Origin of the sequence: Dyadobacter sp. LHD-138 (genome assembly GCF_030929615.1) — a bacterium.
Taxonomy (GTDB): domain Bacteria; phylum Bacteroidota; class Bacteroidia; order Cytophagales; family Spirosomataceae; genus Dyadobacter.
In genome coordinates this window covers 1-13361 of record NZ_JAVFVU010000048.1, presented here as the reverse complement: position 1 = coordinate 13361, position 13361 = coordinate 1, and the positions used below count along the sequence as shown (strand labels likewise).

Sequence of the window (13361 nt, the reverse complement as noted above, 5' to 3'; positions counted from 1 at the left end):
TTTTCCATATGCTCATAAAGTTCCTCTAAGCATCTGCTCCCGTTCGATGGCCTCAAACAATGCCTTGAAATTTCCTTTTCCAAAAGACCTGGCACCTTTCCGCTGAATAATTTCAAAAAAGAGTGTCGGACGGGGCACGATGGGCTTCGTAAAAATCTGAAGCAAATACCCTTCATCATCCCTGTCGATCAGGATGCCAAGCTCACGGAGTTTATCAATTTTTTCATCAATATCACCTACCCGTTCTGCGAGATTTAAATAATAGGTTTGAGGAATTTGCAAAAATTCAACACCCCGGCTTCGAAGTTCCGTAACGGTTTCCACAATGTTATCCGTCGCCACCGCAATATGCTGAACGCCTGGCCCACCATAAAAATCCAGATATTCTTCCACCTGGGATTTCTTTTTACCCTCTGCCGGTTCGTTGATCGGAAACTTGATTCGCCCGTTCCCGTTACTCATCACCTTACTCATCAGGGCGGTATATTCGGTGGATATTTCCTTATCATCAAAAGAAACCAGTTGTTGAAAACCCATCACATCCGCATAGAAATTCACCCAGCTGTCCATCTCATGCCAGCCTACGTTCCCAACCATATGGTCTACAAAACGTAACCCCACCGATTTGGGAACATAAGCGGGATTCCAGGCCACAAATCCGGGCAAAAAAACGCCGTTGTATGCTTTCCGCTCTACAAATACATGCACCGTTTCACCATAAATATGGATTCCCGAGCGGATCACCGTGCCCTGCGCATCTTTTTCAGTAACAGGGGCCAGATAAGAAAGTGCGCCGCGACGTGTTGTTTCTTCGTATGCTTTTTTCGCATCGTCAACCCATAAGGCTATGATTTTCACCCCATCACCATGACGGTCGACATGCGCACTTACGGGTGTTTTTCCTCTAAGCGGGGACGTCAGGACAATACGGATTTTGTCCTGCACCAAAACATAAGACTCGCGGTCATGAAGCCCCGTTTCCAGTCCTGCATAAGCCAGAGGCTGAAAACCGAAAGCGGTCTGAAAGTAGTGTGCCGACTGCAGCGCGTTGCCTACATAAAATTCAATATAATCGGTTCCGTTAATTGGTAAAAAATCGGGCTGATCGCCTGGAACGACTTCTTTCTGATCCAGTTCCTTTATTTCCATTGCTTCGAATCGTTATAATCACAATTGAACATTCACTTACTGCCGGCTATTGGTCAGGGTTCCAGCCAGCTCTGATAATATTTACCATCATCGATATCCATCGCAGCTTCCGTCACCATCAATGGCCGGAAAGTATCCACCATAACGGCCAGTTCCTGTGTTTCCTTTTTGCCGATGCTCCGCTCATAAGCACCCGGATGCGGCCCGTGTGGAATCCCGCCCGGATGCAGCGTGATATGCCCCTGAGCAATATCATTACGGCTCATAAAATCTCCGTCGACATAATACAGCACCTCGTCCGAATCGATATTACTGTGATTGTATGGCGCCGGGATAGCCAGCGGATGATAATCATACATCCTCGGACAAAAGGAACAAACCACAAATGCATCGGTTTGGAAGGTCTGATGCACCGGCGGCGGTTGATGAATCCGGCCGGTGATCGGTTCAAAGTTATGGATGGAAAATGCCCAGGGATAGTTGTACCCGTCCCAACCCACGACATCAAACGGATGCGTCGCATAAACGACGGGATGCATCGTGTTTTGTTTTTTTATTTTTACCAGAAAATCTCCTTTTTCATCATAGGTTTCCAGATCCCGCGGTAAAATATAATCCCGCTCGCAAAACGGAGCCTGTTCCATCAGCTGACCAAAATGATTCCGGTATCGTTTGGGTGTATAAATCGGCGCATGGGATTCAAGATAAAAAAGACGGTTATCTTCCGTATCAAAATCAATCTGATAAATCACACCCCGGGGGATAAGCATGTAATCACCATATTGAAAGGGGATGGATCCAAAAAATGTACGCAACCTGCCACTCCCCCGATGAACAAATAGCAGCTCGTCGGCATCGGCATTTTTATAAAAGTAACGGGTCAGCGAATGCTGTGGTGCCGCCAGTCCTATCGTCACATCCCGGTTTACCAGCAAAGGAACCCGGCTATCAAGATAATCACTTTCGGGTGAAATGTTGAAACCGATCAGCTTCCGCATCATCAGACTGTTTCCATCCGCAATTTTTGGCGTGACATCATAGGGCGAAAGCAGCGATTTTACCTGCGTTGGCCGAGCGACATGATAAAGCAGCGACGACATCCCTTCAAAGCCAATCGTACCAAAAACTTCTTCATAATACAAACCCGCTCCTTCTGCTTCCGGTTTCCGGAATTGGGTGTGGCGTTTCGGCGGAATATTCCCAAGTTGATGATAGATCGGCATCTTTTCTTTCAGTTTACATACCGGAAATTATGTCTCTACACGACACTGTCAAGGAAAAAAGGTCAACAAATTTTATTTAGTTGTTTTGATAACAATTATATAAACAATTTAATATTTAAACAACTATTTGTATTATTTTGTTTTTATCAGACACAAAAAAAGCCCCTGACAAATCAATGTCAGAGGCTTTGTATTGCTTTATCTGATAAACCTATGCCGAATTTCTCGCCGCGTTGATAATACCAAACATCGCACGCATGATCAGCTGGTTGTAGGTTTCTATATCCACAGGCAATGTTTTTGGATCTTCGGCCAGCATTTGCAGCGCATACTGCTGGATCGTGATCAGCGGCAATACGATACGTTCACGGATCTTGATGGATACTTTCGTGACGTTATTGCTGTCAAGCAATTCCTTTTGTTCCGAAACTTCCAGCAATAAGTCCAGCGTCAGTTTGAACTCTGCATGCATCTTATCCCAAAATTCCTGATACTCAGGTTCCTCGCGAAGATATTTCGTTGCCGGGAAAAATGCTTTCGACAGCGATTGCATCGAGTTTTCGATCAACGTTCGGAAGAAAAGTGATTTCTTGTACAGTTTTTTTATTGACTCTTTCTTGCCCTTCTCCGCTAGCTGTTGGATCGCTGTTCCGAATCCGTAAAAACCCGGAACATTTTGCTTCATTTGCGCCCATGAACCCACGAATGGAATGGCACGTAAATCTTCAAATTTCAAGCCTTCATCCACGTTGCCACGTTTCGTCGGACGACTTCCGATATTGGTTTGTCCGTAAAAACGAAGCGGCGTTTTCTTATCCAGATATTTTACAAACATCGGATGGTTTTTCAGGTCAAGATAAGAATCGTAAGCGGCAGCAGCCATTTCTTCAAGCAAATCCTTATCCTCCGGGCTTAATTCTTCCTCTTTTCTGTTTCCACGGAAAAGATGGTTTTCAAGACCGGCTGTGAAAAGTCTTTCCAGATTGTACATGGCCGTTGTCACGGTGCCATAATTGGAGCTGATCGTTTGCCCCTGTACAGTCAATTGTATTTCTTTGTCTTCAATATCTTTTCCGAGTGAAGAATAGAAGTTGTGGTTATTCCCACCGCCACGTGCCGGAGGGCCTCCACGACCGTCGAAGAAGGTCACTTTGATGCCAAACTCACGCGACACCTTCGTCAACTCTTCTTTGGCACGATAAATAGACCAGTTTGCACGCAGATAACCGCCGTCTTTTGTACCGTCAGAGAAACCTACCATGATCGTCTGGTGATTTTCACGTCTCGACAAATGGCCACGATAATAATCGTTGGTATAAAGCGTCCGCATGATTTCCGGCGCATTGGCCAAATCGTCTACCGTTTCAAACAGCGGCACCACATCCAGGGACAGATGCCCGTTTTCGTCGGCAATCAGGTTTTTTGCCAGCGATACCACCTCCATCACATTCAGTGCCGATGTGTTATTGCTGATCACATAACGGTGCGCGCCCTGCTCACCATTAAGCCCCTGAATCGTTTTTATCGCATTGATTGAGCCCAGAATATCCTTTGTAAGCGAATCTTCATAATCTTCGATACGCAAAGGAATATTCAGCGACAGCAAAAGGTCAATTTTCTTGCTTTCTTCCCAGTTTTGGTAATCGCTGTATTTCAGCAACGGGATTTTTTTCTCAAGACGTTTCAGAATATCTTCCCACGCCTTACCATGTTTACGGCTGTCCTGACGCACATCGAGACTGGCAAAGAAGAACCCAAAAAGATTTAATTTCAGAATAAAGTTATCCAGAAGTTCTACGAACAGGCCCTGATGTTTGTCAACAAGTACAATCCTGGCTTTCAAAAGTTCATCGATCAGCTCCTGCGCATTTTCATATCCTTCTTCCGTCGGCCCGAAAATGGTGCTGTTCATTTTGCGTTCCGCCAGCGAAATGGCATCTTCAACGCCCTTGAACGTTAATCTGCGTTTCAGGTTACGGATATCACGGTAATAACCGCGAAGCAAAGTCTCACGCAGACGATCTGCCACCTGCAGCGTAGTATCTGCATTGACAAACGGGTTACCATCCCGGTCCCCCCCCGGCCAGAAGCCCAGACGGAAAACATTCGGATAAGGCCAGTCGTGCGCGCTCATGCCGAGTCCATTGATCAATTTGATCAAAATGGCAGGAATTGCATCGTAATATACATTTTCAAGGAACCAGCATAAACTCACCGCCTCGTCAAAAGGAGTCGGTTTTTCGTGGTTGATAAATGCTGTTTTACCAAGTTGAAGAAGCAACTGATTAACTTCGGTAAAATCATTCACCTTGATTGCATCTTCCAGGTCATTGATAATGCCCAGTACTTTTCCGGAATAAAACTGCGTCGGATGCGCCGTTAACACGATCCGGACACTGAAATCATCCAGTTTATGTAAAAGTTTTTTTCGAAGAGATTCATTATCCAGACGGTCTGTCAGATAAGTTATTGATCCTTTCCCGTTCAATTCATGCGTCTGGTCAAAAGCAGCATCTTCAACGGAATCAAATAAAACAACCTGCCTTTCAATATATTGAATAAAGGCAAACAAAAGATCAGTGCGTTCCTTAGGGGTGGCCGTTTCAAGTAGTTCTTCAAAAAAATGTTCGATGATCTGCTTGGGCGACTTCCCTTCCTGAAACCCTACTTCGCTTTGCTGGGTAAGTAACGGAAGTAACGAACCAGTCTGAGAAATACCCCTGTAAGGCAAACTCAGGAAAAGGCTATTAAAAATATTGTACTTCGTAACTACTGCGTCCTGGAAACTGTGATTCATATGGAGTGACAAAATTTTATTTTGAGACCGGCAATTTGAAACAAATATACCTGAAAAAAATCGGGATCAGGCCTTTGGATGGGCCTGTTGATGTGTTTTTTTAAGTTTTTCTATAGAGTTGTGCGTATAAATCTGAGTAGCTGCCAAATTTGCATGACCGAGCAACTCCTTAATGGCATTCAGGTCTGCGCCACGGTTTAGCAAATGCGTGGCATAGGTGTGACGTAAAACGTGCGGACTTTTTTGCGCCAGGGTGGTGACACCCGAAAGATATTTTTTAACGGTACGCTGGATAAAAACAGGATAAGCGGCCTTCCCGGAATCCGTTAAAATCAGCGCATGGGTAGGTTCTTCAGGAGCGCGCTGCACGAGATATTCCTTCAAAAATTGAACCAGTAAACCTGAAACGGGGATCAGTCTTTCCTTCCCTCTTTTTCCCGTCACCCGGACAATCCTGGCTTCCAGGTCGAGATCTTTTGTCTCCAGATCAATTAATTCAGAGAGACGCATGCCCGTGCCATACAGCAGCTCCATAATGATCCGGTCCCGGACTCCTGCAAAATCATCGGTAAAATCTTCCGAAGCAAAAAGTGACTCCATCGCCTTTTCTTCTACAAAAGCAGGCAGTTTGCGCCGCATTTTCATCGAGGACAATATGGCGGAAGGGTCTTTGGTGATGTATTTTCTTCGGCGGAGAAACCCATAGTAAGATCTCAAGGAAGCCATCTTACGATTAATCGAAGTCGGATTTAACTTTTCCTCCATCAAACTGACCAACCAGGAGCGAAGCATAACCGGTGTCGCCGTTTCCGGCTTATCCAGTTCATATTGGAACAGCAAATATTTTCTAAACTGGTCCAGGTCAGTGCGGTAGGAAATTACCGTGTGCGCACTGGATCGTTTTTCAAATGCCAGGTATTCCAAAAAGGGCTCTATCATGCCCCTAACGTACAAAAAAGGGCTGTCTAATACAAGACAACCCTTTTTTATATGACGTTGGTCAGGATACAATTATCCCATCCTACTTTCAACAGAAAAACAATTCAAAAAGAACTAGTCTTCCAGGTGACCGTACGTTTTTTCTTTGTATACCGCACGCAAAACTTCGAAACGACGCTTTACAGATGGCTTTTCGAATGCGGTACGAGAGCGAAGCTGACGCATAGTGCCGGTTCTCTCAAATTTCTTTTTGTAACGCTTCAATGCGCGATCGATCGATTCGTTGTCTTTGATGTTAATAATAAGCATGCTTATAAGATATAATGTTCTTTGAACTGGTTTTCTGAAATTGGACTGCAAAGAAAAGACTTATTAAACAGAAAATCAAGAAATAAGTCATTAAAAATTAGGTTATTTTTGCAACTTGTCCATTATAATGAAGGGATTAACCCATTAACCATCGCTTATGAGCTCCCGATTGGGTATTATTGATTTAGGAACAAATACATTTCATCTGCTGATTATTGAAAAAAATAGTGAAAAAATCACGACGCTTTTTCATAAAAGCCTGCCAACTCAGATTGGATTGGGTGGAATCAACAAAAAACGCATTACAGATGAGGCCACGGAAAGGGCGCTGAAAGTGCTTCATATTTTCCGTGAACAACTGGATATTTTTGAGGTTTCCGCGGAAAATACTTTTGCTTTCGGAACAAGCGCGATTCGGAATGCTGACAATCAGGAAGATTTTTGTAAAGCCATTTTACGGGAAACGGGTATCTCGGTTACTGTCATTGATGGCAATAAAGAGGCGGAATATATTTACCACGGTGTTCGTACGGGTGTGAATTTGGGCAAAGAACCTTCGCTGATCATGGACATTGGCGGCGGCAGCGTTGAATTTATTATCGGTAACGAAAGTCAGATCTTCTGGAAACAGAGCTTCGAGATCGGCGGGCAACGGCTGATGGAGAAATTCATGAAAAATGACCCGATTTCTGACAGCGACAAAAAACGCCTTTATAACTATTTTGACGAAAATTTAATAGCGCTCGCCAACGCAGTGCATCAATATGCGCCCACCAAACTGGTTGGCTCTTCGGGGACCTTTGACACACTGGTTGATATTGATTATCAGAACCGTACAGGCGATTGGCCGAACAGAACCCAAACGGATTTTTCCATATCCCCCGAAGAATTTTACCGTGTTTATGCCTTAATTCTTTCGGGCAATCACGACGAGCGGATGGCAATTCCCGGTATGATCGAACTTCGCGTGGATATGATCGTGGTAGCAGTCTGCCTGGTTGATTATGTCCTGAAAAACCACAAAATTTCCCGTATCCAGGTTTCAAGCCACGCGCTGAAAGAAGGTGTCTTGTCAAAACTGATTAACGGATAACTCCCGACAAGCCATGCCGTCCGACGGTTTTTTCTACCGTCGGACGACTATCAAGCAACAAACTCTTTTTGATCTGATTCCGGAAAAATACCAGCCGGAATCAATAAGTCATTGTCATACCAATCAAATCCCTATTTTTGTCGTTGAATCATCAATTATACTTTCTCAAACTTTCATGAAAATAAAAGAACTTCTCCTACCCCTCTGTCTAATCTTAACCACGTTGCCGTTTGCTCAGGCACAAAAGAAAAAAGACAAAAAAGAAGACGAAAAAAAAATTGAAAAAGCCGTTGACGCGGTTGCAGACGCCGCAAAGGACAAACTGAAAGACGAAAAAAAGAAAGGACCCAAGGCTTACAAAGACTTCATCGACAACACAACTGTCAGTCAGAAAGGTATGATTTCTGTCCACAAGATGGCGGAAAAATGGTATTTTGAAATTCCTGACACCTTGCTGAACAGAGACATTATGGCCGTAACACGCTACTCAAAAACTGCTGCAGGTGGCGGAATTTTCGGCGGCGAAGAGGTAAAACGACAAATGATCCGCTGGGAAAAAGGATTCGACAACAATATTCTGCTCCGTTCAGTAACTATTGTTGTGGCCAGCCCTGATAGCACCAAACCGATTTTCCAGGCTGTAAAAAACTCAAATTCTGATCCGATCATCGGTGTTTTTGATATTAAGGCACTTAAAAAAGATGACAATGACAAGGCCTCGGTCATTGATGTAACTGATTTTTTCAATGCGGATAATCAGACATTTTCATTGAGTCCTTTCGTAAAACAGATCCATAAACTGGCCGCATTTAAAAAGGAGGCCTCATTTATTGAAAAGATAAGCTCCTACCCGATCAATACCGAAATACGGACTGTCAAGACATTTGCTGTTGTTCCACCGGTAATTTCGCTCACCCCGACACCGACCGTTGGCTCATACCTGCCTGCCGGATCAGACGCCGGCGTGGTGACTTTGGAGCTGAACACCTCCTTGATCCTGCTCCCAAAAACGCCTATGAGAAAGCGGATTTTCGATAACAGGATTGGGTTTTTCGCTAACCAGTACGCCGTTTTTGGTGAAGAATCGCAGAAATCGGATAATGAAATTTTTGCCGTACGCTGGAAACTGGAACCAAAAAATGCAGCTGATGCAGCGCGTCAGAAAAATGGTGAGCTGATTGAACCTAAAAAACCAATCATTTATTATATCGACCCGGCCACGCCTGAAAAATGGAGAAAAGCCTTAAAAGCAGGCGTTGATGACTGGCAGGTTGCCTTTGAAAAAGCAGGCTGGAAAAACGCAATACGTGGCGAATACTGGCCAGAAAAAGACACCACCATGAGTCTGGAAGATGCCCGCTTTTCAGTAATCCGCTATTTTGCTGCCGATATCCAGAATGCTTACGGGCCCAATGTACACGATCCGCGAAGCGGCGAAATTATTGAAAGTCACATTGGATGGTATCACAATGTGATGCGTTTGTTGAGAAACTGGTACCTCGTACAGGCGGCCGCCGTGGATCCTGCGGCACGCAAGAAAACATTTGATGACGAATTGATGTCACAACTCGTTCGTTTTGTTTCTTCGCATGAAATTGGCCACACGCTGGGTTTAAGACATAACATGGGTGCGAGTTCAGCAACGCCGGTTGAAAAACTGCGCGACAAAGCCTGGGTTGAACAAAATGGTCACACATCGTCTATTATGGATTACGCGCGCTTTAATTATGTAGCGCAACCCGAAGATGGGATAACGAATCTTTTTCCAAAAATTGGAGATTACGACAAATGGGCAATTCAATGGGGTTATAGTTATTTGCCCAATACAGACCTGAAAGAAGAAAAAGCCACGCTGAATAAATGGACAAAGGAAGCTTATAAAAACCCAAGGTTACGTTTTGGTACAGAAATCAGCCCTTACGATCCTCGTTATCAAACAGAAGATTTGAGCGATAACGCAATGAAAGCATCAGAATACGGTATCAGAAATCTGAAAAAAATTGTTCCTAATTTAATCACATGGAGCAAAGAAGATGGCGAAAGCTATAAGGAACTGGAAGAGTTATACGGCAATGTTGTCCTGCAATATCGTCGCTATTTGGGCCATGTAATTAAAAATGTGGGTGGTATTTATGATACACCTGTGACCTATGACATGGAAGAAGAAGGTTTTACAACGGTTCCAAAAGCAACGCAAAAAGAGGCTGTTACTTTCCTGAATACCCAGCTGTTTAAAACACCGACCTGGTTGATGGATCAGAATATATTAAGTAAAATCAAGCCTGAAAGTGGTGTTGAAGCAATCAAAAGCTTGCAGGAATACGCGCTAACTGCATTGTTTGCCGGAGACAGGGCTGTTAGACTGATGGAAACCGGAATCTCAGCCAAATATTATACGCAGGATGATCTTTTCACGGATTTGGCAAGTGGCATATGGTCAGAAATCAAAACTACGCAGCCGATAGATGTTTACCGAAGAAATCTCCAAAAGGTATACACTGAAAAGATGATTGGGCTGCTAAAACCGGGAAAAGCCAATGTGCAGTCAATTCCGCCCGGCGTCACTTACGGATTTTCAACACGTGTAGTCGAGTTGGAAAAAACCGATTTGCCTTCTATCGCACTCGGTCACCTGGAAATTTTGAAAGGCTCGATTCAAAAAGCGATACCCCTGCAAACGGATAAACTGAGCAAGTATCATTTGAAGGATGTTTTGCAAAGAATCAATCTGGCGCTGGATCCAAAATAATAACCTGAATCGCAAAAGGCAGTATCCTCGTTATCGGGTACTGCCTTTTTTATACCTTTTGTATCATGAAAACATTATCAGAAATACTTCACGGATGTCCTCATTTTGAACAGGTTATTGCAAATCAAAAACCTTACAGAAAATTAGATTTTTCGGCAACCAATGAAGATCTTCTCCGCCAGGACCTGACGGACACAAATGTATTTTCTGCCTATGTTTTCGATACGATGTTATCTAAAAATCAATATGTCGGGATTGGCGGATACGATGAAAACCGTATTATTTACCGGCAACGCGAACATTTTACCAGTCAGAACAATGTAAGAAGTATTCATCTGGGAACGGATATATGGACAGACGCCGGTGAGCCGGTTTATGCTCCGTTGCCCGGTGAAGTCCATAGTTTCGCCTTTAATAATCAATTCGGGGATTACGGCCCTACGATTATTTTAAAACACGAACAGGAAGGTTTTACATTCTACACTTTATACGGCCATCTTTCCCTGGATTCTCTCGACGGATTATTTGTGGAAAAAGCCTTTGCCGCCGGCGAAAAAATTGCTAGAATTGGATCTTCTCCTGAAAACGGCAACTGGCCGCCGCACCTTCATTTCCAGCTTATTAGTGATATAGGAAAATCCAAAGGAGATTTCCCGGGTGTGAGCAGCATCGCCGACAGAGATTATTTTCTTTCCATCTGCCCAGACCCAAATCTGATCTTAAGGATTGATATTTAAACGCAGAGATAGCTGAGTAAAAAAGGAGTTTCGCAGAGATATGAAAAACCTCTCTGTGAAACTCCCTTTTTTTTAAACTCAACTACCTCTGCGTTTAAACCTTAGATTTTTTCCGTTCCAGATTTGGCAAGAAACCTGTTAATAATCCTATTAAAGGCAAGAACGAGCAGCCGCAGAGGTAACGAAGGAAAAGGGGAGTTTCGCAGAGATATGAAAAACCTCTCTGCGAAACTCCCTTTTTTTAAAACTCAACTACCTCTGCGTTTAAACCTTAGATTTTTTCCGTTCCAGATTTGGCAAGAAACCTGTTAATAATCCAATTAAAGGCAGGAACGAACAAACCCAGAATACATACTCAATGCTTGTGCTATCGGCAAGTTTCCCTAAAATCGCGGAGCCTATGCCCGCAATTCCGAAAGCAAATCCAAAGAATAAGCCTGCTACCATGCCCACTTTACCAGGAATCAGTTCCTGTGCATAAACCAGGATGGCCGAAAACGCGGATGATAACACAAGACCAATGATAACCGTAAGTGCTCCCGTCCAAAAAAGATTGCAATACGGCAACAACAAAGCAAATGGAGCAACGCCAAGAATTGAAATCCAGATAACATATTTCCGACCGATCCGGTCACCGACCGGTCCGCCGACAAATGTTCCGGCCGCTACCGAGAATAAAAATATAAATAAATAGATCTGAGAGCTTTGGACAGAAATACCAAATTTTTGAATCAGGTAAAAAGTATAGTAGCTCGTCAGGCTTGCCATGTAAATGTATTTTGAAAAAATCAGCAATAACAATACCCCAATTGAAAATGCCACTTTCCCCTTTGAAAGATGCTGCACTATCTCATTTGTCGTACCATTACCCGATTTTTTGCGGGTCAAATGCATATTTCTTTTGTACCATCCACCTACTTTTGAGAGAATGATAATGGCCAGCAACGCGACGAGTGAGAACCAGATGATCTGAAACCGACCGAAAGGCAAAATAATCAAAGCGGCAAGCAACGGCCCCAGCGAACTCCCTGCGTTACCTCCAACCTGGAAAAGCGACTGCGCCATCCCATGCCGCCCGCCAGATGCCATGCGTGCAATCCGTGAAGCTTCCGGATGGAAAACGGCCGAACCAATTCCAATTAAAGCCACCGAAAGCAGTATGATCTCAAAACTCGGCGCCATCGACAAGGAGATCAGCCCCAGCATGGTGAAACACATCCCGATCGCAAGCGCATAAGGCTGCGGCTTTTTATCGGCATAAAGCCCTACGAGCGGCTGAAAAATGGACGCGCTCAATTGAAACGTAAATGTGATTAATCCTATTTGTGAAAAAGTCAGGTGGAAAGAATCCTTAACCATCGGGTAAATCGACGGAATCAGGGATTGCAGCGTATCATTCAGGAGATGTGAAAAACTTAACGCTAATAAGATGGGGAACACAGCCTCTTCGGCACTGACCGCAGATGCCTGATAGGAACCTGCGTGATTTTCTTCAATGGTTTTCATAAACTTATATGCTAAAACGGATATTAAACAGGCTGGCCGGTTATCCTTGCGGCACAGGCCCAGGCCTTTTGCGAGTCCTGATCCACAATGCTTTGCAGCAACAACTCATGCAGCTCCTGCGTCTGGATAAAACTTTCGGTATCTATGAATAATTCTAAAAAGTATTGCTTTAAATGGTGTGCTACCGTTTTATACATATCCAGCAGTATTTCACTTTGTGAAGCCGTGGCAATACTGAGGTGAAAATTAATATCTGCCTGTATACAAGCTTCCGGGATATTTGCAAAACCCATTTTACGACGTTCTTCAAGATGTTTTCTCATCTGAATAATATCCGCTTCCGTCCTGTTAAGTGCTGCTTTCTCGGCCACTTTCAATTCAAAGAGCTGCCGGATCTCATTTAATTCCAATCCTTTGGCCCTCAGAAATCTTTCCGACAAAGACTCAGCTGTTACCTGTTGCCGCTCTACAAATGTCCCCAAGCCCTGCTGAACGCGCACCAGCCCGGCATTGGACAAGTTCCTGACTGCCTCCCGTATCGTTGAACGCCCTACCCCAAAAACCGCCATTAACTCCGGTTCCGTTGGCAGCTTTTCACCGATAGCATATTCACCAAGAGCAATTTTCTCCTGCAATCTGCCGGCAACTTCATCTGCCAGACTTAACCGTTTTATAATTGTATCTTTATTCATCATATCATCTGATGTTTCAAAAGTACAAATATTTTTTATTCTGCAAAAAAAGAGGGCGTCTCAAATTCGAATTGAGGCGCCCTCTTTGTTTTGTATAGGCTTTCGTGATGTTTTATCTTTTTTATGCTTCTATCAAAAGCTCAGAGCGTTATCAGATTGAATTATGT

At 43.9% G+C, this 13361-nt stretch carries 10 protein-coding genes; 3 read left to right on the top strand and 7 right to left on the bottom strand.

Annotated elements, in window-relative coordinates:
• Positions 1-12: 12 nt before the first annotated feature.
• The 5 genes from hppD to rpsU all read right to left on the bottom strand — a co-directional run bounded on the left by hppD (position 13) and on the right by rpsU (position 6417).
• Complete coding sequence (gene hppD / locus RB622_RS26500) at positions 13-1149, bottom strand: 4-hydroxyphenylpyruvate dioxygenase (RefSeq protein ID WP_308049808.1); 1137 nt, start codon at positions 1147-1149, stop codon at positions 13-15.
• 53 nt (positions 1150-1202) lie between these two features.
• Positions 1203-2372: a homogentisate 1,2-dioxygenase gene (locus tag RB622_RS26495; RefSeq protein ID WP_308049807.1), complete on the bottom strand. Its 1170-nt coding sequence runs from the start codon at positions 2370-2372 to the stop codon at positions 1203-1205.
• A 211-nt stretch (positions 2373-2583) separates the two neighbouring features.
• Positions 2584-5169 carry a phosphoenolpyruvate carboxylase gene (locus tag RB622_RS26490; protein WP_308049806.1) on the bottom strand — a complete coding sequence of 862 codons (2586 nt, stop codon included), beginning with the start codon at positions 5167-5169 and terminating at the stop codon, positions 2584-2586.
• 66 nt (positions 5170-5235) lie between these two features.
• Positions 5236-6108, bottom strand: coding sequence for a tyrosine-type recombinase/integrase (locus RB622_RS26485; RefSeq protein ID WP_308049805.1), 873 nt, complete (start codon positions 6106-6108; stop codon positions 5236-5238).
• Positions 6109-6222: 114 nt separating this feature from the next.
• Positions 6223-6417 carry a 30S ribosomal protein S21 gene (gene rpsU / locus RB622_RS26480; RefSeq protein ID WP_090336895.1) on the bottom strand — a complete coding sequence of 65 codons (195 nt, stop codon included), beginning with the start codon at positions 6415-6417 and terminating at the stop codon, positions 6223-6225.
• A 157-nt stretch (positions 6418-6574) separates the two neighbouring features.
• On the opposite strand from rpsU, the gene RB622_RS26475 reads away from it, so the two are divergent.
• The 3 genes from RB622_RS26475 (at position 6575) to RB622_RS26465 (ending at position 10996) form a co-directional block, all read left to right on the top strand.
• Entirely contained in the window at positions 6575-7510 is a 936-nt protein-coding gene (locus tag RB622_RS26475; protein WP_308049804.1) for a phosphatase, read from the top strand.
• Between the two features lie 175 nt (positions 7511-7685).
• Entirely contained in the window at positions 7686-10259 is a 2574-nt protein-coding gene (locus RB622_RS26470) for a zinc-dependent metalloprotease (protein ID WP_308049803.1), read from the top strand.
• A gap of 65 nt (positions 10260-10324) precedes the next feature.
• Positions 10325-10996: a peptidoglycan DD-metalloendopeptidase family protein gene (locus RB622_RS26465; protein WP_308049802.1), complete on the top strand. Its 672-nt coding sequence runs from the start codon at positions 10325-10327 to the stop codon at positions 10994-10996.
• Between the two features lie 264 nt (positions 10997-11260).
• Here the strand turns inward: RB622_RS26465 and RB622_RS26460 are convergent, their stop codons facing one another.
• Together RB622_RS26460 and RB622_RS26455 are read right to left on the bottom strand one after the other, a co-directional pair.
• Entirely contained in the window at positions 11261-12502 is a 1242-nt protein-coding gene (locus RB622_RS26460; protein WP_308049800.1) for an MFS transporter, read from the bottom strand.
• Between the two features lie 23 nt (positions 12503-12525).
• Positions 12526-13197 carry a GntR family transcriptional regulator gene (locus RB622_RS26455; protein WP_308049799.1) on the bottom strand — a complete coding sequence of 224 codons (672 nt, stop codon included), beginning with the start codon at positions 13195-13197 and terminating at the stop codon, positions 12526-12528.
• Between the last annotated feature and the right edge of the window lie 164 nt (positions 13198-13361).

Coding starts and splice junctions, on each gene's coding strand:
- RB622_RS26490 (WP_308049806.1), bottom strand. CDS start 5,169: ATGAATCACAGTTTCCAGGACGCAGTAGTTACGAAGTACAATATTTTT.
- RB622_RS26465 (WP_308049802.1), top strand. CDS start 10,325: ATGAAAACATTATCAGAAATACTTCACGGATGTCCTCATTTTGAACAG.
- RB622_RS26475 (WP_308049804.1), top strand. CDS start 6,575: ATGAGCTCCCGATTGGGTATTATTGATTTAGGAACAAATACATTTCAT.
- hppD (WP_308049808.1), bottom strand. CDS start 1,149: ATGGAAATAAAGGAACTGGATCAGAAAGAAGTCGTTCCAGGCGATCAG.
- rpsU (WP_090336895.1), bottom strand. CDS start 6,417: ATGCTTATTATTAACATCAAAGACAACGAATCGATCGATCGCGCATTG.
- RB622_RS26460 (WP_308049800.1), bottom strand. CDS start 12,502: ATGAAAACCATTGAAGAAAATCACGCAGGTTCCTATCAGGCATCTGCG.
- RB622_RS26455 (WP_308049799.1), bottom strand. CDS start 13,197: ATGATGAATAAAGATACAATTATAAAACGGTTAAGTCTGGCAGATGAA.
- RB622_RS26470 (WP_308049803.1), top strand. CDS start 7,686: ATGAAAATAAAAGAACTTCTCCTACCCCTCTGTCTAATCTTAACCACG.
- RB622_RS26485 (WP_308049805.1), bottom strand. CDS start 6,108: ATGATAGAGCCCTTTTTGGAATACCTGGCATTTGAAAAACGATCCAGT.
- RB622_RS26495 (WP_308049807.1), bottom strand. CDS start 2,372: ATGCCGATCTATCATCAACTTGGGAATATTCCGCCGAAACGCCACACC.